This window comes from Actinotalea subterranea (assembly GCF_008364845.1).
GTDB lineage: Bacteria > Actinomycetota > Actinomycetes > Actinomycetales > Cellulomonadaceae > Actinotalea > Actinotalea subterranea.
This window is the reverse complement of the sequence record NZ_VTTP01000008.1, coordinates 25405-44330: the sequence shown is the minus strand read 5'-3', so window position 1 is coordinate 44330 and position 18926 is coordinate 25405. Positions and strand designations below refer to the sequence as shown.

Sequence of the window (18926 nt, the reverse complement as noted above, 5' to 3'; positions counted from 1 at the left end):
CGTCGGGCCTCGGGAGGTCCGACCTCAGCCGGAGCGTCCGACCTCGGCGCCGCGGGCGTCAGCGGGTGGGGTCGACGACGGTCATGCCCGCGGTCGACGGCGGGCCGCCCATCGCGACGAGCGCGGCCGGTGCCTCGTCGAGGGCGACGACGCGACCCACGAGCTGCTCGGGCCGCAGCTCGCCGCGGGCCACGCGCTCAAGCATCGCCGGGTACTCGTGCGCGGCCATGCCGTGGCTCCCGTAGACCTCGAGCTCCCAGCCGACGACGCGGTCCATGGGCAGGGCCGTGCGCGCGTCGTCGGCGAGCAGGAGGCCGACCTGCACGTGACGGCCTCGACGGCGCAGCCCCAGGACCGACGCGAGGGCCGTCGCCGGGCTGCCGAGCGCGTCGAGCGAGACGTGCACACCGCCCTCGGACGCCTCGACGACGAGCTCGGCGAGTGCCTCGGGGTCGGCCGTCCCGGGGTCGAGGACGACGTGCGCACCGAGCGCGGTGGCGGCGGTCCGCGCGTCGGCGGACGGGTCGAGCGCGACGACCCGCGCAGCCGACGCCACCGCGATCATGACGGCCGACAGCCCGACGCCGCCGCACCCGTGCACGGCCAGCCAGTCTCCGCGGCGCAGGCGCCCGTGGACGGTGAGCGCGCGGTAGGCGGTCGCGAACCGGCAGCCGAGGGACGCCGCCGTCACGGCCGACATCCCGGCCGGAACCCGGACCAGGTTGAGGTCGGCGTTGCTGATCGCGACGAGCTCGGCGAACGAGCCCCAGTGCGTGAACCCCGGCTGGGTCTGCCGCTCGCAGACCTGCTGCTCACCGGCCTGGCACGCGACGCACGTGCCGCACGCGCACACGAACGGCACGGTCACGACGTCGCCCGCGCGCCAGGACCGCACGCCCGGACCGACCTCGACGACGGTCCCGGCAAGCTCGTGCCCCGGGACGTGCGGCAGCGTGATGCCGTCGTCGTGCCCCTGCCAGCCGTGCCAGTCGCTGCGGCACACGCCCGTCGCCTCGACCCGGATCACCACACCGTGCGGCGGGCACGCCGGAGCGGGCACCTCCCGCACCTCGGGCTGACGTCCGAACTCCTCGACCACGACGGCGCGCATGCACCCATCGTCCCGGATCAGCGGCCGCCGGAAGACCGGCGACACGAGACCCCACCACCCGTCAGGGCCGCAGCAGCACCTTGATCGCCCGGCGCTCGTCCATCGCCGCGTAGCCCTCGGGCGCGCGGTCGAGCGGGAGCTCGAGGTCGAAGACGGGCGACGGGTCGATGGCGCCCGAGAGCACGTCGGCCATGAGCTCGGGCAGGTACGCGCGGACGGGGGCGACGCCGCCGTGGACCGAAACGTTGTTGCCGAACATCGCGCGGATCGGCAGGCCCGACTCGAGGCCGTTCGGCACACCGACGTACCCGACGGTCCCGCCGGGTCGGGCGATCGCGACGGCGGTGTCCCAGGAGGACTGCATGCCGACGCACTCGAGGACGTGCGGGACGCCGAGCCCGTCGGTCATCTCGAGGACGCGCGCCACGGCGTCGTCGCCGCGCTCAGTCACCACGTCCGTCGCACCGAACGCCCGGCCCACCGCGATGCGGTCCGGGTGCCGGCCGAGCAGCGTGATGCGCTCGGCCCCGAGCCGACGCGCGGCGAGCACCCCGCACAGCCCGACGGCCCCGTCGCCCACGACTGCGACGTGCGAGCCCGGGCCGACGCCGGCCGCGAGCGCCGCGTGGTGCCCGGTGCCCATGACGTCGGACAGCGTGAGGAGCGCGGGCAGCCGCTCGTCGTCGGGCTCGACGGGTGCGGCGACGAGCGTCCCGTCGGCCTGCGGGACGCGCACGGCCTCACCCTGGCCGCCGTCGACCCGGTCGGAGCCCCAGCCGCCGCCGTGCAGGCACGACGTGTGGATGCCGGCCCGGCAGTGCGGGCACGTCCCGTCGCTCCACATGAAGGGCGCGACGACGACGTCGCCGGGCCGCACGGACGCCACGTCCCGGCCGGTCTCCTCGACGACGCCGAGGAACTCGTGGCCGATGCGCCCGGGGCCGTTGCGGCGCGGCGTCGTGCTCCGGTACGGCCACAGGTCGCTGCCGCAGATGCAGGACAGCAGGACGCGGACGATCGCGTCCGTCGGTTCGAGGAGCACGGGGTCGGGCACGTCCTCGACCCGGACGTCGAAGCCACCGTGGATGATCGTCGCGCGCATGCTCGGCATTCTGCCCTGCCCGCCGCGGCACGCACCCGCCTCGGGCTCAGAACGTGCGGTGCGTCCAGCGCCCACCGAGGAGCGTCGCGGCCACGGGCAGCGTCCGCAGCGCCACGACGTCGACAGCGACGGGGTCGGCGTCGAGCACCGCGAGGTCCGCGACCTCACCGACCGCGACGCGCGAGCGCACGGACGCCGCGAGCGCGACGGCAAGCGGCAGCGCCTGCTCGGGGTGCCACGGCTCCCGTCCGTCCCGGCTACGACCGACCGCCGACGCGACGGCGAACCACGGGTCGAGCGGGGCGACCGGCGCGTCGGAGCCGAGAACGAGCCGCACGCCGGCGTCGTGCAGGGCACGGAACGCGAACGCGCGGCCGGTGCGGCCCGACCAGTGCCGGTCGGCGACGTCCCGGTCGTCCATCGCGTGCTCGGGCTGCACGCTCGCGACGACGCCGAGGTCACGGAACCGGGCGACGTCGGCCCAGGTGAGGAGCTGGGCGTGCTCGACGCTGCCCCGCGCGCCCGTCTGCGTGAAGGCGTCGAGCACCAGGGTGTTCGCCCGGTCGCCGATCGCGTGGATCGCGCACCGCAGGCCGCCCGCCGCCGCGCGGGCCATCAACGGCTCGAGCTCCTCGGGCGGGACCGACATCACGCCGTGCGCGTCGGGTCCGCGCAGGCCCGGGTATGGGTCGTGGCAGTACGCGGTGCGGGTGTTGAGCGAACCGTCGCTGATGACCTTGAGGGCGCCCATGGTCACGAGGCCACCGGTCCCGGGCGCGGGCTCACCGGTGCGCAGGCCCCGACGCAGGGCGGCGTCGAGCCTGTCGGGCCACACCGCGGCCTCGACGCGCAGCAGGTCGAACCCGCCGGTGACGCGCCTGCGCCACACCTCGACGTCGGAGGCCGCCTCGTAGTCGACGACCCCGACGACGCCCCGGGCGGCGGCGGCGCGTGCCGCGTCGGCCACCCACGCGTCGGTCACGTCGTCGGGAGCCTCACCGAGCCGGTCCATGAGTGCGAACCACGGCGCCTCACGCAGCAGCCCGGTGCCGTCCGCACCGACGAGGCCGTCGACGCCGTACGTGCGCGCGGCCGGTCCGCCGAGCCACCCGCAGTGCAGGTCGCCGCTGACCAGCACGACGACGGCCGAGGGCACCCCGGCGTCGTGCGCGGCGTCGTCGAGCAGCACCGACGTGGGCACGTCGGTCCACAGCGCGTCGCGGAAGCCGACGCCGACGAGCGGCAGCCCGGGCGGCGGCGGGTCCTCCCGCAGGCGCTCGCGCACGAGCGCGGCGACCTCCCCCGCTGACGACGCGCCGGAGACGTCGAGGCGGCGCCTGCTCAGGGCCCACTGCGTCATGTGGACGTGCGCGTCCCACAGGCCGGGCAGCAGCCACCGGCCCTCGAGGTCGACGACGACGTCCCGGCCGCCCGCTCCCCCCGATCCGTCCGCCGGGGCGAGGTCGGTGCCCACCTCGACGACGAGGCCGTCGCGGATCCGGACGTCGACAGGACGGTCGGCGCCCGCCGCGGGCGACGACGCCGAGCGCCCACCGACCGCACCTACGGCACCGTGGTCGGACCTGTCGGCACCGCCCGCACCGACCCCGGGCCCGTCGAGCGGCACGACGCGGGCGTGCCGCAGGAGGGTCCCGGTGGGCGCGGCGTCGTCGGACGGGTGGAGCACGAGTGCCTCCAGGCAGGGTGCGCGCCGCGCGATCAGGTCGCGAACGGGTCGCTGGGCGGGCCAACGGTGCGTGGCCTGCTCATCGAAGCACCTCAGGCGCGGCCGGCCGCGCCTCTGCGGACCTCGGGGACGACGAGCGGCGTGCCGCTCGCGGGGTCCGGGACCACGCGGCACGGCAGACCGAAGACGTGCTCGACGAGCTCGGCCGTCAGGACGTCACCCGGGTGGCCCTGCGCCACGACCACGCCGTCCTTCATCACCACGAGGTGGGTCGCGTAGCGCGCGGCCTGGTTGAGGTCGTGCAGCACGGCCACGAGGGTGCGCCCCTGCTCGTGCAGGTCGGCGCACAGGTCCATGACCTCGTACTGGTGCGCGATGTCGAGGAACGTCGTCGGCTCGTCGAGCAGGAGGATCGGCGTCTGCTGCGCGAGGACCATCGCGAGCCACACCCGCTGCCGCTGTCCGCCGGACAGCTCGTCGACGGCTCGCTCGGCGAGGTCGGTCACGTCCGTCAGGTCCATGGCCTCGCGGACGGCGTCCTCGTCGGCGACCGACCACTGGCGCAGCAGGCCCTGGTGGGGGTACCGGCCGCGCGCGACGAGGTCGGACACGGTGATGCCCTCCGGGGCGATCGCGCTCTGCGGCAGCAGGCCGATGCGCCGCGCGACCTCCTTGGTGGGCAGCGTGTGCACCGCGCGGCCGTCGAGGAGCACCGCCCCGGAACGCGGTGCGAGGAGCCGGGCCAGGCCACGCAGGAGCGTCGACTTGCCGCACGCGTTGGGCCCGACGACGACGGTGAACGACCCCGGGGGGATCTCGAGGCTCAGGTCCTCGACGACGACGCGACGGTCGTACGCGAGCGTCACGGCCTCCGCGACGAGGCTGTTCGCCGCACGCGTGTCGTCCGCGCCGTCCACAGCGTCCGCGACCCTCCGGCCGTCGCCGGCCCCTGCCGGCGGCCTGGCGCCCTGCGTCATGCCGTCCCCTCTCACGCGATCTGTCCTTCCGTGCGTCCCGCGCGACCTGCGGGCCCCGGACGTCCCGCACTTCCCGAGACCCCCGCGCCGCCCGACCGACCTGCGCCCCGCGAACCCCGTGCGCGCCCCCGCCCTTCGGTGCCGAGCAGCCACGCGAGGTAGGCCCCACCGAGGATGCCCGTCGTGACCCCGACGGGCAGGCCGACGGGTGCGAGCGCGCGCTGGGCGACGATGTCGCTCGCCAGCAGCAGCACCGCCCCGACGAGCGCCGAGGTGACCAGCCCGATCCCTGGCCCGCGCACGAGCCGTCGGGCGAGCTGCGGCGCGGCGAGCGCGATGAACGGCACCGGCCCGGCGGTCGCGACGGCGGCCGAGCACAGCGCGATCGCGAGCGCGACGGCCGCGAGCTGGACTCGGCGGAGCGGGAGGCCGAGCGCACGCGCCGCCTCGTCGCCGAGCTCGACCATCCGCAGCCACCGGGCGACGACGACGCCCCCGGGGACGAGGACCGCGAGGGCCACGGCGAGCACGAGCACGTTGGTCCAGGTGCGCGCGTTGAGGCTGCCGACGAGCCAGGCGGCCGCGGACTGCGCGGTCGTGAGCTCGGCACGGGTGAGCAGCCACCACGTCACCGCGTTGAGCATGGCCCCGACCCCGATGCCGACGAGGACCAGCCGCGTGCCGAGCAGCCCCCTGCGGAACGCCGCGAGGTACACGACCACGGCCGTGGCGATGCCGCCCGCGAGCGCGGAGCCGGCGAGCGCCGCTCCCGTGGCACCACCGAGGACGATGCCGGCGACCGCACCGGCGGAGGCGCCCTGGGTGAAGCCGATGAGCTCGGGGCTGCCGAGCGGGTTGCGCACGAGGGTCTGGAAGATCGCGCCGCTGACCGCGAAGGCGGCGCCTGCACCGATCCCGGCGAGCGCGCGCGGCAGGCGGAGCTCCCCGACGATGAACGCCGCCGGCCCCTCGGCCCGGCCCAGGAGCGCGGCGACCACGTCACCGAACGCCACGGGGAAGTCCCCGACCATGACGGAGAGGACGAGTAGCGCGAGGAGCACGACGACGAGCCCGGCCCCGACGGCGACGGCCCGCGGGCGCCAGCGCCAGGAGAGGCCGAGGGGTCCGCGCAGCACCCGGACGGACGTCGTCGGCCTGCCGGTCGGGCCCGGGACGGGCGGCGCAGCGGCGGTCATACCGCCACGACCCGGCGTCGACCCGCGAGCGCGATGAGCACCGGGGCACCGAGGAACGCGGTCACGACACCTACCTGCAGCTCCGCGGGCGCGGCGACGACCCGCCCGAGGACGTCCGCGAGGAGCAGCAGCACGGGCGCGGCGACGGCGGACAGCGGCAGCACCCACCGGTCGTCGGGCCCGGTCAGCGCACGCACCGCGTGGGGCACGGCGAGGCCGACGAACGCGAGCGGCCCGACGGCCGCCGTGGCCGCGCCGCACAGCAGCGTCACGGCGACCGCGGTCCCGGCGCGCACGACGCCGGGGCGCAGCCCGAGGGCGCGCCCGGTGTCCTCGCCGAGCGCCATCGCGTTGAGCGGTCCCGCGAGGAGCAGCCCCGTCACGAGGCCCACGACCAGGAACGGCAGCACCTGCCGCAGCACGTCGAGGTCGCGGCCGGAGAGGCTGCCGATCGCCCAGAACCGGTAGAGGTCGAGCGCCTGGGCGTCGAGGAACGTCATGGCCCACACGAGCGCCATGAGCGCGGCCGTGACCGCCGCGCCCGCGAGCGCGAGCCGGATCGGCGTCTGGCCCGCGCCGCCGCGTCCGCCGACGAGGTACACGAGCACCGCCGCACCACCGGCGCCGACGAACGCGAGCCACACGTACTCGCTGACCTGGCCGAGCCCGAGGAACGCGATGCCGGCGACGACGGCGGCCGCCGCGCCCGCGTTGACGCCGAGCAGGCCGGGCTCGGCGAGCGGGTTGCGCGTCAGGGACTGCATGAGTGCGCCGGACAGGCCGAGGGCGGCGCCCGCGGCGAGGCCGAGCAGGGTGCGCGGCACGCGGAGCTCGCGGACCACGGCGGCGTCGCTCGACCCGTCGGGAGACCAGAGGAGGCTCCACACCTGGTCGAGCGGGATGGAGCGGGCGCCGACCGCGATGCTCAGCACGACGGCGACGACCAGGAGCGCGACGGCAGCGGCGAGGACCGTGGTCCTCGCCGCCACCGTCCGCGTCACTCGGCTGCCTCGGCGGCCGTCACGAGCTGCGGCACGAACTCCTCGAGACCCCAGGGCAGGCTGAGCGCGGTCGTGGTGCTCATGGCCATGCCGAGCTGCCGGTCGAGGAGGGCGACGTAGGAGCCGCGCTGGACCGCGGGGATCGACGAGAACGTGCCGAGGCCCTCGACGGTGGCCTGCTCGGCCTCGTCGTTGAAGAAGGTCACGAGCACGTCGACGTCCGCGAGCAGGTCGGTGTTCTCGGTGCCGAGGTCCACGTAGAACGTGCCCGCGGGGACCTCGAGCTCGTCGATCGACGGCGCGAGCACCATGCCGAGGTCCGTGAGGAGGTCGACGCGCGGGTCACCGGCGACGTAGGCGCCGAGGGTCCCGTCGGGGCTCGCGTAGACGTACGCGAACGTCTTGCCCTCGAGGGTCGGGTTCGCCTCGGCGGCCGTCGCGATGGTCTGCGTCATCTCCTCGACGAGCTTCTCGGCGTCGGCCTTGCGACCGAGCGCGGTGCCGTTGATGACCGTCTGGTCCTGCCAGCTGACGAGCCACGGCTGGTCGGGGTAGGCGACGGTCGGCGCGATCGCGGAGAGCTGCTCGTAGACCTCGGCGGTGATGCCGGAGTAGGTCGCGAGGACGAGGTCGGGTGCGAGGAGCGCGATCTCCTCGACGTCGACCTCGGGCATGTCGATGAACGTGGTCGGCGCCTCGCCGCCGAGCTCCTCGACCTCCTCGGCCGTCCAGGGCAGCAGGCCCGTGTCGGGGTCACCGGCCCACGTGTCGGCGGGGACGCCGACGGGCACGATGCCGAGCGCGAGGACCGTGTCCTGCGAGCCCCAGCCGATGGTGACGACGCGCTCGGGCTGCTCGGTGATCTCGGTCGTGCCGAGCGCGTGCTCGATGGTCACGGGGAACGCGTCGGCCTCGGCCGCGGGGGCCGACGACTCGGCGCCGTCCTCGGCCTCCCCGCCGCCCGCCCCGCACGCGGCGAGGAGCGCGACGGCGGCGACGGCTGCCGCGGCGCGGGCGCGACGGCCCACGGTGGATCGACGGGGGCGTGCGGACATGGGTGCTCCGTTCGGTGACCGCACGGGGGGCGTGCGGGGTTCAGCGTGCTCAGGCGGGCTCGCACGGGGTGCGAGGGTGGTGCTCGGCGCTCGGACGAGATCCCAGGCGCCTCAGGCGGCCTCGGAACGGCCGGTGCGCCAGTAGCCCATGAAGGCCACGGCGCCACGGTCCATGCCGATGTCACGGACGAGGTGGCGGCGCAGGTCACGGATGACGCCCGCCTCCCCCGCGATCCAGGCGTAGAGGCCGTCGGGTGCGCTCGCGCTGGAGGGGACGTCCCACAGGATCGCGTGCTCGACGTCGACGTCCTCGGGCTCGATGCCCGCGGCGCTCGCTCGGGCCAGGCGTCCGGCGGTGGTGCGCACGGCCTCGGACATGGGGCGCCCGTGGGGCGCGGCCGAGGGGACGTCACGTCGGGAGCGCGGGAGCCAGCGCACGTCCACCCCGGCGGGGCTGCGGACGTCGAGGACGTCGTGCTCGGTGGGGACCTCGAGGTAGGCGTAGCCGCGGGCGTCGGCGGGCAGGCTCTCGAGGATCGCGCACAGCGCGGGCACGGCGGTCTCGTCGCCCGCGAGGAGGTAGGTCGCGGCGTCGGCCGGGGGCCGGAACTCGATGCCCGACGGCGCACCGGTCCACCGCCCGTCGGGACCGATGAGGACGATGGGGTCGCCCGTGCGGGCGGCGGCGCACCACCGCACCGCGGGGCCTGCGGCGTCGTCGGCGCACGCGCAGCCCAGGACCTCGGCGAGGCCGCAGCCGCGCGTCGTGACCGCGCCGGGGCTCACGCCGTGGAGCACGACGTCGACGTCGACCTCGCGCTGGGCGGGCCGGACGGCGCGGACGGTGTAGGTGCGCAGCGGGTTGCGCTCGTGGTCGGGGCGCTGCCGCCAGGCCGCGTACCAGTCGGGGCTCGAGAAGTCCGCGGGGTCGAGCACCTCGCCGCGGCGCATCGGGAGCACGAGCTTGATGCGCTGGTCGAGGCCGTCGGTGCCGAACTCGTCCAGGTCGGGACCGCTGAAGGTCATCCGCAGGAAGCTGGGGCTCAGGCGCCGCGTCCGGGCGACGTGCACGGCGAACCCGCGGTACGGCAGCACCGCTGCCTGCGGTGCCACGGAGGGCTGCGCGACGGCGGTCATCCGGCTCCTCGGGCTGCTGCTGCGGCGGTGGCCGCCGGGTCAGCGGCCTCTCGGGCGGCTTCAGTAAAGCATAGGCTTACCTAAGCAAGGTAGCCCTGCCCGGGGCCGGGAGGGTGTGAGCCGGGCCACACCCCGGCCCCCGCACCCGCCCCGCGCAACGCCGTCCCCAGGGCGGTCCCCGGGTCAGTCCCCGGGGTCAGCCGAGGTCGAGGTCCCGGCCCGTGAGGCGACGGAACGCGTCCAGGTACCGCTCCTGCGTGCGCCGCACCACGTCGTCGGGCAGCGGCGGCGGCGTGGTGTCCGACGCGCGGTCCCACCCGGACTCCCCCGTGAGCCAGTCCCGGACGTACTGCTTGTCGAAGCTCGGCTGCGCCCGGCCGGGCTGCCACGCGTCGGCCGGCCAGAAGCGGGACGAGTCAGGTGTGAGGACCTCGTCCCCCAGCACGATCGCACCCGCGTCGGGTCCGTCCGGAGCGCGGCCGAACTCGAGCTTGGTGTCGGCCAGGACGATCCCCCGCTCCCGCGCGACCTCCTCGGCCCGCGCGTAGACCGCGAGCGTGAGGTCCCGCAGGGCCGTGGCGTCCGGCTCGCCGAGCTGCCCGACGACGGCCTCGAACGTCACGTTCTCGTCGTGCTCGCCGAGCTCGGCCTTCGTCGCGGGCGTGAAGATCGGGTGCGGCAGCCGGGACCCGTCCTCGAGACCCACGGGCAGCTCGACGCCGCACACCGCACCGCCCGCGCGGTACTCGACGAGACCCGACCCGGTCAGGTAGCCGCGCACGACGCACTCGACCGGGAACATCTCGAGCCGGCGGCACACCATCGCCCGGCCTGCGACGGCGTCGGGCACCCCGTGCGGGCCGCCGTCCGCGGTCACCACGTGGTTGGGCACGAGGTCGGCGAACTGGTCGAACCACCACAGGCTCAGCTGGGTCAGGACGGTGCCCTTGCCGGGGATCGGCGTGGCCAGCACGTGGTCGTACGCGCTGATCCGGTCGCTCGCCACGACGAGCACCACGTCACCCGCGGGGTGCGGCGCCGCCGGCACGTACAGGTCGCGGACCTTGCCTGAGTAGGTGTGGGTCCAGCCCGGGAGCTCGAGGGTCATGGCGGCAGTCTCCCAGGGTCGGGGGGCCAGGGGCGGCACCGTTCAGGCGACGACGTCGACGGGCGTGCCGAGCGGCAGCCCGAACTCCTGGACGAGGCGTGTGACGTCCGTGTCGAGCATCCGGATGGAGCCCGTCGGGGTGTCCGTACCCACCGTCTCGGGCTGGCTCGTGCCGTGCAGGGCGACCAGGCCGGCACCTGCCGCGAACGCGCTCAGCACGGGCGGCGCGCCCGAGAGCCCGTACGCGTAGGCGCCGTAGACGCCGTCCGGCGTCGGCGGCTGGAGCAGCTCTGTCACGAAGTACCCGGTGCCCGGCGCCGGCGCGGCCTGCGGGTTGACGCCCACCGCGACGTCGAGGACGACCTCGTCACGCCGGTGCAGCAGGAGCCTGTGCTCCGTGAGGCGCACCTCGAGGCGCAGGTCCGTCGAGGACAGCGTCACGTCCGCGGCCCGGACCCACCCCGTCGAGCCGTGCGGGGCGACGGGGAGCGCCACGTGCAGCCAGCCGTCCCGCTGCTCGATCACCAGGAGCGTCAGGGGGACGGCGTCGGGCCGCGAGACCACCTCGGCCGCGGCCAGCGTGCGCACGGGCACCGGGACGGCGACCGCGGGGTCGGGCTCCGCGTAGAGGTCGACCGTCGGTCCGGTCGCGGTCGCGAGGACCGAGAGCCAGGGCTCGGGCTCCGGCGTGGGCTCGGGCGTCTGCGTGGGGGTGGCCGACGGCGTCGGCGTGGGCACGGGGTCGCCACCGGCCGAGCACGCCACGAGCAGCACGGCGACGAGCGCACCGCCCGCGCAGGCACGGGCCGCGCGGAGCACCCGCCGGGTCACCTGACCGCGCGGCAGGGTCGACGCGCCCGGCGCCCCGACCTCAGACCGCCGTCCGGCGCGGCGCACCGCGTACCTCAGATCCCCGCCTCGACGTCGGCCCCCGCCGACGACCTGGGCGCCCCAGGTGTCCCGGGTGTCCCAGGCGTCCCGGCCACCGGCTCGGGCATGCGCGCCGCGATGTCGCCGCGGTGGTGCGACCCGCGCAGCCCGATCCGGTCGACGCCCGCGTACGCGGTCTCGCGCGCCGCCGCGACGTCGGGCCCGACGCCCACGACGGACAGCACGCGCCCGCCTGCGGACACGATCCCGCCGTCGTCCGCGGCCGCCGTGCCGGCCTGGAGCACGTGCACGCCCGGCACGGCCTCGGCGTCGTCGATGCCCTCGACCTCGTCACCGGCCCGTACCGGGCCGGGGTACCCGTGCGCGGCGACGACGACCGTCACCGCCGCGGAGTCGTGCCAGCGCAGCCGCGCGACGTGCTCGAGGCGTCCGGTCGCGGCCGCGAGGAGCACGTCGGCGAGCGGCGTCGCGAGGCGCGGGAGCACCACCTGCGTCTCGGGGTCCCCGAAGCGCGCGTTGAACTCGATGACCCGCACGCCGCGCGACGTCAGCGCGAGCCCGCAGTACAGGACCCCCGCGAAGGGGGTACCGCGGCGGTGCATCTCGTCGACCGTGGGCTGCGCCACGCGCTCGACGACCTCGTCCACGAGGTCCGCAGGCGCCCAGGGCAGCGGCGAGTAGGCGCCCATGCCGCCCGTGTTCGGCCCCTCGTCGTCGTCGAGCGCGCGCTTGAAGTCCTGCGCCGGGGCGAGGGGGACGACGGTCGCGCCGTCGCTGAGGCAGAACAGCGACACCTCCGGCCCGTCGAGGTACTCCTCGACGACGACGGCGCCCGACCGGCGCTCCAGGCACGTGCGCGCATGGGTCAGGGCCTCGTCGCGGTCCGACGTCACGACGACGCCCTTGCCGGCGGCCAGGCCGTCGTCCTTGACGACGTAGGGGGCGCCGAACGCGTCGAGCGCGTCGGCCACCTCGTCGACCGTCGTGCACACGTGGGCCATCGCGGTGGGCACGCCCGCGGCCGCCATGACCTCCTTCGCGAACGCCTTGGAACCCTCGAGCGCGGCGGCCTCGGCGCTCGGGCCGAAGCACGCGATGCCCGCGTCACGCACAGCGTCCGCGACCCCCGCGACGAGCGGGGCCTCGGGCCCGACGACGACGAGGTCCGCTCCGATCTCACCGGCCAGCGCGGCGACGGCCGAGGGGTCGAGGGGGTCCACGTCGTGGAGCGTCGCGCGGGTGCCGATGCCCGGGTTGCCGGGTGCGGCGTGCAGCTCGTGCGGGGTCTCGGCACCTGGGGGGTCGCCCGGGGCGGCCCCCCGGGAGAGCGCCACGACGATGGCGTGCTCGCGCGCGCCCGAACCGATGACGAGGATCCTCACGGGCCGTCAGCCTAGTGCGGGGCGCCGGGGTCAGCGCGGTCCGACGCCCGGTCATGCAGCGGAGTCAGTCCGTGACGTCGAGCGGGAACGCGTCCACGTACGCGCGGACGCGACGCCTGCCGGCCGGGCCGTCTGCGGCCTTGCGGGCCTTGGCCGCCGCGAACGCGTCGTCCAGGACCTCCCCGAGCCGCTCACGCAGGTTCGCCAGCTCGTCCACGGTCAGGTCCCCGGTCGCGACGTTGTGCATCGACGCGTCGACCCACGGGTCGACGGAGCTGCGCTGGGCGCGGTCGAACCAGCCGAGCAGCAGCTCGGAGCGCTCGTCGACGAGGGCGCGCAGCGCGACATCCGCCGCGAGCCTGACCGCCGGGTCGTCGAACGTGCGGGGGTCGAGGCTGAAGCCCGTGGGGCGCCACCACCGCTCACGGCCCGAGCCGGCCCGCTCGGGGTCGTCCTCGATCAGGCCGTGCCGCTCGAGCTGGCGCAGGTGGTAGCTCGTCTGGCCGGTGCTCTCCCCGGTGTGCCGGGCGAGCGCGCTGGCCGTCCCGGACCCGTGCGCCGTGAGGTACCGGTACATGGCCATCCGCAGGGGGTGGGCGAACGCCTTGAGCGCCTCCGGCCCGATGGGGGGCGCGTCGCCGACGGCCGCCGGTGCGCCCGAGGGGAGCCCGTCGTCGGGCCCCGGCCCGCGTGCGGGGACACCTGCGGGCGCGGCGGGGTCGACGGGGGTCTTGTTCTCGGTCATATGCAGAGATACCTTTGCATCGATACTTCTGCAGAGAATCCTTTGCAACGACTCCTCTGCAACGAGCCGAGCCTAACCGGGGGAACCATGACCACGAGCGCAGCGCACCCGACGACCCGCGCGGCGGACGTCGACGCGCCCCCGGCCCCGCTCGGACGGCCGTTCACCGCCCTGCTCACCTCGACCGGCCTCGCCAACCTGGGCGACGGCGTCGTGCAGATGGGCGCACCCCTCGTCGCCCTGACGATCACCCGCTCCCCCGGCCAGCTCGCGCTCGTCGCGGCCGCCACCTGGCTGCCCTGGCTGGTGCTCGGCCTCGTCGGCGGCGTCGTGGTCGACCGCACCGACCGCCGCACCGCGCAGGTCGTCGCCCTGGCGGCCCGTGCGGCGCTCCTCCTCGCGGGCGCGTCGCTCGCCGCGGCCGACCGCCTCACCATGCCCGTCCTGGTCGGCCTGGTCCTGGCCTACGGCGTCACGGAGGTGTTCGCCGACCTCGCCGAGACGGCGCTCGTGCCCGACCTCGTCCCCCGCAGCCGGCTCCAGGCCGCGAACGGACGCCTCCTCGCGACCCAGCAGGTGACCAACACGTTCGTCGGGAGCCCCGTCGCGGGCGTGCTCCTGACGCTCGGCGCCGGGTGGGTGCTGGGAGTGCCCGCGGCACTGGCCGTCGCCGCGGCCGTGGTGCTGCTGCGCGGCGTCCCCGGCCCGCACCGCGCGCAGCCCACGACGCCCACGCGGCCGGTCGCGGACGTCCTCGAGGGCATCCGCTACGTGGTCCACCACCCCGTGCTGCGACCGTTCGTCCTCGCTGGCGGGCTCATGAACATGGCCTCGACCGCGTACATGGCCGTGTTCCTGCTCTGGGTCGTCGGGCCGGGGTCCCGCATGCAGATGGAGGCCGCGCACTACCCGCTGCTGACCACGGTCCTCGCCGTCGGCGCCGTGGCCGGGTCGCTCCTGACCGAGCGCCTGCTCCGGCACGTCGCGGAGCTCCGCGTCATGTACGCGTGCTGGCTCGCCGTCGCCCCGCTGCTGCTCGTGCCCGTCCTCGTCCCCACGGTGCCCGCGCTCGCCGTCGTCATGCTCCTCGTCGGGGCCACGAACACCGTGGGCAACACGATCTCGATGTCCCTGCGCCAGCGCGTCGTGCCGCGTGCCCTCCTGGGCCGCACGTCCGGCGCCGGGCGGACCATCGGCTACGGCCTGATGCCCGTCGGCGCCCTCCTGGCGGGCGCGGCCGCCGAGCGCGTCGACGTCGCCCCGGTCCTCGTCGGTGCCGCCGTGGTCACGGCGCTCGCCGCCGCGTACCCCGCGCTCAGGGTGCGGCGGTCGACGGTCGAGGCGGCCGAGCGGGCCAACCCGGACGCGTGAGCGGCGCGCACCACCGACCCGCCCCGGCCCGCTGCCGTGCCGCCCGGTGCGTCAGGACAGCAGGTCGTGCCGGACGATCGTCGCCTCGCGGCCAGGGCCCACGCCGATCGCCGAGACCCGCGTGCCTGACATCTCCTCGAGCGCGAGCACGTACCGCTGCGCCGTCGCCGGCAGCTCGTCGAACGACCGGCACGCGGAGATGTCCTCCCACCAGCCGTCGAGCTCCTCGTAGATCGGCGTCGCGTGGTGGAACTCGCTCTGGTCGACGGGCATCTCGTCGTGGCGCACGCCGTTGACGTCGTACGCCACGCACACGGGGACCTTCTCGAGGCCGGTCAGCGTGTCGAGCTTGGTGACCACGAGGTCCGTCAGGCCGTTGACGCGGCTCGAGTAGCGCGCGACCACCGCGTCGTACCAGCCGGTGCGGCGCGGTCGGCCCGTCGTCGTCCCGTACTCGCCGCCGGTCTTGCGCAGGTGCTCACCCATGTCGTCGAGGAGCTCCGTGGGGAACGGGCCCTCACCGACGCGCGTCGTGTACGCCTTGATGACGCCGACGACGCGGTCGATGCGCGTGGGCCCGACGCCCGAGCCGGTGCAGGCCCCGCCCGCCGTGGCCGACGACGACGTGACGAACGGGTACGTGCCGTGGTCGACGTCGAGCATCGTCGCCTGGCCCGCCTCGAACAGCACGGTCTTGCCCGCGTCGAGCGCCTGGTTGAGCACGAGCGAGGTGTCCGCGACCATCGGCCGCAGCCGCTCGGCGAGCGTGAGCAGGTCCTCGAGCGTCTCCTCGACGGTGATCGCGCGACGGTTGTAGACCTTGACCAGCAGGTGGTTCTTCTGGTCGAGGGCGCCCTCGATCTTCTGCGCGAGGATGTGCTCGTCGAACAGGTCCTGGACACGGATGCCCACGCGGCTGATCTTGTCCGCGTACGTGGGGCCGATGCCGCGGCCCGTCGTCCCGATGCGCCGCTTGCCGAGGAACCGCTCCGTGACCTTGTCGATCGTGCGGTTGTAGGGCGCGATGATGTGGGCGTTCGCGGAGACGAGGAGCTTCGACGTGTCCACGCCGCGCGCGTCGAGCGCGTCGATCTCCTGGAACAGGACCTCGAGGTCGACGACCACGCCGTTGCCGATCACCGGGGTGACCCCGGGCGAGAGGATGCCCGACGGGAGCAGGTGCAGCGCGTACTTCTCGCCGTCGATGACCACCGTGTGCCCGGCGTTGTTGCCGCCGTTGAACTTGACGACGTAGTCGACCCGGGAGCCGAGCTGGTCGGTGGCCTTGCCCTTGCCCTCGTCGCCCCACTGGGCGCCGAGCACGACGACGGCTGGCATTGCTCTTCCTTCTCTCGACGGCCGGCGCGGAGGGCGCCCGGGGCACGCGCGGGGCACCCGGTGCACGGCCGAGGGGCCGTGCGGCACCCGCGACGGTGCCCGCGATGCCGGATCGAGGCTACCGGAGGCGCCCGGTCGAGGGATGGCCGGCCGCCGGCTGGACATGCAGGTGCGGGGGTCGGTGGCTACAGTCGAGGACGGCTCGGGCGGCCTCGCCCAGCCCCAAGGAGACGCCGTTCATGATCGAGATCGCGATGTCGTCCGCGACGACCACGCTGACCATCTCGGGCGACCTCGACCTCGCGGAACGCGAGCAGTTCCCCGAGATCGCCGCACGGGTGACCGGTCTGCGCCGCCAGCTCCTCGTCATCGACATGTGCCGCGTGACGTTCATGGACTCGACGGGCGCCGCGTTCCTCATCTCGCTCGCCGACTCGAGTCGCCGCCGCGGCGGCGCGACCGTGCTGCGCGGCTGCGACGAGCGCGAGCTCTTCGTGCTCGAGGTGTGCGGTGCGCTCGAGCTGTTCCGCATCGACACCGAGCACGCGTGCCCGCCGATCGAGGCCGCCCACCTGTAGGGCCAGGGCGTTCGGCCTGCCGCACTCAGCCCGCAGGGCTCGGGGTGCGGGCCCCCCTCAGGGGGCGGGCGGCGCGCCCGTGAGGCCGAACGGTGACGGGTGGACCTTCGCCCACACGAGCTTGCCGCCGCCCGACGGCCGCCAGCCCCAGTCCGCGAGCCGCTCGACGATCTGCATGCCGTAGCCACCCACGCGCCCGGGGTGCCCGTCCGTCGTGACCGGCGGCGCCGGGTTGGCGTCCTCGACCTCGATGCGCAGACCCTCGCCCGTGTCGAACAGCCGCAGCACCACGTGCCCCCAGCCGTGCAGCACGGCGTTCGCGACCATCTCCGACACCACGAGCTCGGCGGCCTGCGGGCGCTCGATCCCCCACGCGGCGCACGTGCGGACCACGGCATGCCGGGCCCGCGCGATCGACGACGGCTCGCTCGGCAGGGACCACCGCCGGCGCCGCGGTGTGCCGGGGCCGTGGGTGACGGGCGCCTGAGGGTCAGGGACCCGCAGCACGACGACGGCGACGTCGTCCTCCGGCCCGTCGGCGAGCCTGGACAGGAGCTCCTCGCCCACGCCTGCGGCGTCGACCGCACCGACCAGGGCCATCGCGTCGACGAGGGCGCCCAGCCCTGCACGCAGCGTGCGGTCGCGCCGTTCGATGAGGCCGTCGGTGTACAGGACCAGCACGTCCCCGGGCTGCAGCTCCTCCTGGCCCGTGGTGCGCCCGGACGTGCCGAAGCCGACCATGGCGCCCCCGGCGTCGGACATCTGGAGGACCTCGCCGGAGCGCGCGAGGAGCGGCGGCAGGTGGCCCGCGCGGGAGTACCTCAGGGTCCACGCCCCGTCCGCGCGGACGAGCATCGCCAGCACGAGGCTCGCAGACCGCGGGATCCGCATGCCTGCGACGAGCTGGTCCACGCGGTCGAGCACCGCGCCCGGCTCGACGCTGTCGAACACGTAGGAGCGGACGACGGAGCGGAGCTGGCCCATCGCCGCAGCCGCCTCGACGTCGTGCCCCACCACGTCACCGATCACCAGGGCGATGACGTCGGGCGACACCTGGAGCACGTCGAACCAGTCGCCGCCCACCTGCGCGTGCTCCGAGCTGGGGGCGTAGTACGTCCACACGTCCAGGTCACGGATCTCGGCCTGCTCGGGCAGCATCGCGCGCTGGAGGGTCTCGGCGAGGCGGTGCTCGCGCGTGTACAGGCGCACGTTGTCGACGGCCATGCCCACGCGCCGCACCACGAGGCTGAGCACGGTCCGGTCGTTCTCGTCGAGCGACTCGAGGCCGGGCCCGCCCCGCGGCACGCTCACCAGGACGCCCTGGGTCCGGCGGCGCCCAGGCACCGCGTGGACGACCACGACCTCGGGCGGTGCGTCGCGTCCCCGCAGGGCGGCGCGCACCTGGTCGGCGAGCCAGGTCGTCGTCGTGCCGGACGCCACCGGGTCGAGCGACAGCTCGATCGGGCCCGCTGCGCTGCCGTCGAGCAGGGCCAGGACGGGGTCCGGGCGGCCCTGCGCGTCGACGCCGGGCACACCGCCGCTACGTGCACGGGGCACGACGGAACGCTCGTGGAAGGCGGGGTCGATGCCGTTGGCCGGTCGCAGGCCCGCGTCGTCCACGAAGAACGCCGCCCACGCGACGACCTCGGCGCGCAGGAGCGACGCGATCTCCCGCAGCACGTACGGGTCCTCGAGGTCCGAGAGCAGGTCCGAGACCTGCGACACGAGGGCGAGCCCGGCGCGTGCACGACGCTCCACCTCGATCTCGCGCGCCTGCTCGTCGGTGCGCTCGACCTGGTCGGTCACGTCCACCTGGATGCCCACCCAGTGCGTGATCCGACCGTGCTCGTCCGGCACCGGCGAGACGGACACCTGGTTCCAGAACGTCGTGCCGTCGCGCCGGTAGTTGAGGACCGTCGCCGTCCCCGGCCGGCCCTCGGCGACCGCCGCGCCGAGGCGAGCGGTGGCCGTGCGGTCCGTGTCCGGCCCGTGCAGCATCGAGGGCGTGCGGCCCAGGACCTCCTCGAGCGGGTAGCCCGTCGTTCGCGTGAAGGCGTCGTTGACCCAGACGATCCCGCGGCCCGGCTCGGCCGCGTCCGTGATGACGAAGGACACGTCAGTGGCGTGCAGCGCCCGGTCCCTGACCTCGGCGAGCAGGCCGTCAGGCGGGCCGGACGGGGGTGGGGCGGACGTCGGGGAGGCGCCGGGCTCGTGCTGGTTGACCATCAGCACCTCCGATCGTCTACC

Annotated in this window: 16 protein-coding genes; 2 read left to right on the top strand and 14 right to left on the bottom strand. The window is 75.3% G+C overall.

The features are described from left to right. Positions 1–58: 58 nt before the first annotated feature. The 12 genes from FZ988_RS13530 to FZ988_RS13475 form a co-directional block, all read right to left on the bottom strand. The gene (locus tag FZ988_RS13530) at positions 59–1111 is read right to left on the bottom strand and encodes a zinc-dependent alcohol dehydrogenase family protein (protein ID WP_149204561.1); all 1053 of its coding nucleotides are present in this window, start codon (positions 1109–1111) and stop codon (positions 59–61) included. 61 nt (positions 1112–1172) lie between these two features. Continuing rightward, positions 1173–2213 carry a zinc-dependent alcohol dehydrogenase family protein gene (locus FZ988_RS13525; protein WP_149204560.1) on the bottom strand — a complete coding sequence of 347 codons (1041 nt, stop codon included), beginning with the start codon at positions 2211–2213 and terminating at the stop codon, positions 1173–1175. A 46-nt stretch (positions 2214–2259) separates the two neighbouring features. Next, positions 2260–3900 carry an amidohydrolase gene (locus tag FZ988_RS13520; RefSeq protein ID WP_246169502.1) on the bottom strand — a complete coding sequence of 547 codons (1641 nt, stop codon included), beginning with the start codon at positions 3898–3900 and terminating at the stop codon, positions 2260–2262. A 92-nt stretch (positions 3901–3992) separates the two neighbouring features. Beyond that, on the bottom strand, positions 3993–4892 hold the full coding sequence (locus FZ988_RS13515) for an ABC transporter ATP-binding protein (RefSeq protein ID WP_246169501.1): 900 nt from the start codon (positions 4890–4892) through the stop codon (positions 3993–3995). After that, positions 4889–6073, bottom strand: coding sequence for a FecCD family ABC transporter permease (locus FZ988_RS13510; protein ID WP_149204559.1), 1185 nt, complete (start codon positions 6071–6073; stop codon positions 4889–4891). The genes FZ988_RS13515 and FZ988_RS13510 overlap by 4 nt, the downstream gene beginning before the upstream one ends. Further along, positions 6070–7062, bottom strand: a complete 993-nt coding sequence (locus FZ988_RS13505) for a FecCD family ABC transporter permease (RefSeq protein ID WP_223145137.1) — start codon at positions 7060–7062, stop codon at positions 6070–6072. Before FZ988_RS13505 ends, FZ988_RS13510 begins: the two co-directional genes overlap by 4 nt. A gap of 8 nt (positions 7063–7070) precedes the next feature. Beyond that, the gene (locus tag FZ988_RS13500) at positions 7071–8129 is read right to left on the bottom strand and encodes an iron-siderophore ABC transporter substrate-binding protein (protein WP_149204557.1); all 1059 of its coding nucleotides are present in this window, start codon (positions 8127–8129) and stop codon (positions 7071–7073) included. A 111-nt stretch (positions 8130–8240) separates the two neighbouring features. Next, the gene (locus FZ988_RS13495; RefSeq protein WP_149204556.1) at positions 8241–9266 is read right to left on the bottom strand and encodes a siderophore-interacting protein; all 1026 of its coding nucleotides are present in this window, start codon (positions 9264–9266) and stop codon (positions 8241–8243) included. Positions 9267–9462: 196 nt separating this feature from the next. Next, positions 9463–10374, bottom strand: coding sequence for a phosphoribosylaminoimidazolesuccinocarboxamide synthase (locus FZ988_RS13490; RefSeq protein WP_149204555.1), 912 nt, complete (start codon positions 10372–10374; stop codon positions 9463–9465). A gap of 42 nt (positions 10375–10416) precedes the next feature. Next, a complete protein-coding gene (locus FZ988_RS13485; protein WP_149204554.1) occupies positions 10417–11205 on the bottom strand; it encodes a hypothetical protein in 789 nt (262 codons plus the stop codon). Positions 11206–11279: 74 nt separating this feature from the next. Next, entirely contained in the window at positions 11280–12647 is a 1368-nt protein-coding gene (gene purD, locus FZ988_RS13480) for a phosphoribosylamine--glycine ligase (RefSeq protein ID WP_149204553.1), read from the bottom strand. A 64-nt stretch (positions 12648–12711) separates the two neighbouring features. Further along, entirely contained in the window at positions 12712–13392 is a 681-nt protein-coding gene (locus FZ988_RS13475) for a winged helix-turn-helix domain-containing protein (protein WP_149204552.1), read from the bottom strand. 87 nt (positions 13393–13479) lie between these two features. Here FZ988_RS13475 and FZ988_RS13470 point away from each other — a divergent pair, with 87 nt between their 5' ends. Further along, a complete protein-coding gene (locus FZ988_RS13470) occupies positions 13480–14763 on the top strand; it encodes an MFS transporter (protein WP_149204551.1) in 1284 nt (427 codons plus the stop codon). A 51-nt stretch (positions 14764–14814) separates the two neighbouring features. On the opposite strand, the gene FZ988_RS13465 is transcribed toward FZ988_RS13470, so the two are convergent. Continuing rightward, a complete protein-coding gene (locus FZ988_RS13465) occupies positions 14815–16101 on the bottom strand; it encodes an adenylosuccinate synthase (protein ID WP_149204550.1) in 1287 nt (428 codons plus the stop codon). 239 nt (positions 16102–16340) lie between these two features. Between FZ988_RS13465 and FZ988_RS13460 the strand changes: the two genes are divergently transcribed. Further along, positions 16341–16679 (top strand): STAS domain-containing protein, encoded by a 339-nt coding sequence (locus tag FZ988_RS13460; protein WP_149204549.1) that lies wholly within the window; start codon positions 16341–16343, stop codon positions 16677–16679. Between the two features lie 57 nt (positions 16680–16736). Here FZ988_RS13460 and FZ988_RS13455 read toward each other — a convergent pair whose 3' ends face one another. Then, complete coding sequence (locus FZ988_RS13455) at positions 16737–18905, bottom strand: SpoIIE family protein phosphatase (RefSeq protein ID WP_149204548.1); 2169 nt, start codon at positions 18903–18905, stop codon at positions 16737–16739. Positions 18906–18926 lie beyond the last annotated feature (21 nt).

Coding starts and splice junctions, on each gene's coding strand:
- FZ988_RS13530 (WP_149204561.1), bottom strand. CDS start 1,111: ATGCGCGCCGTCGTGGTCGAGGAGTTCGGACGTCAGCCCGAGGTGCGG.
- FZ988_RS13525 (WP_149204560.1), bottom strand. CDS start 2,213: ATGCGCGCGACGATCATCCACGGTGGCTTCGACGTCCGGGTCGAGGAC.
- FZ988_RS13510 (WP_149204559.1), bottom strand. CDS start 6,073: ATGACCGCCGCTGCGCCGCCCGTCCCGGGCCCGACCGGCAGGCCGACG.
- FZ988_RS13500 (WP_149204557.1), bottom strand. CDS start 8,129: ATGTCCGCACGCCCCCGTCGATCCACCGTGGGCCGTCGCGCCCGCGCC.
- FZ988_RS13495 (WP_149204556.1), bottom strand. CDS start 9,266: ATGACCGCCGTCGCGCAGCCCTCCGTGGCACCGCAGGCAGCGGTGCTG.
- FZ988_RS13490 (WP_149204555.1), bottom strand. CDS start 10,374: ATGACCCTCGAGCTCCCGGGCTGGACCCACACCTACTCAGGCAAGGTC.
- FZ988_RS13475 (WP_149204552.1), bottom strand. CDS start 13,392: ATGACCGAGAACAAGACCCCCGTCGACCCCGCCGCGCCCGCAGGTGTC.
- FZ988_RS13470 (WP_149204551.1), top strand. CDS start 13,480: ATGACCACGAGCGCAGCGCACCCGACGACCCGCGCGGCGGACGTCGAC.
- FZ988_RS13465 (WP_149204550.1), bottom strand. CDS start 16,101: ATGCCAGCCGTCGTCGTGCTCGGCGCCCAGTGGGGCGACGAGGGCAAG.
- FZ988_RS13460 (WP_149204549.1), top strand. CDS start 16,341: ATGATCGAGATCGCGATGTCGTCCGCGACGACCACGCTGACCATCTCG.
- FZ988_RS13455 (WP_149204548.1), bottom strand. CDS start 18,905: ATGGTCAACCAGCACGAGCCCGGCGCCTCCCCGACGTCCGCCCCACCC.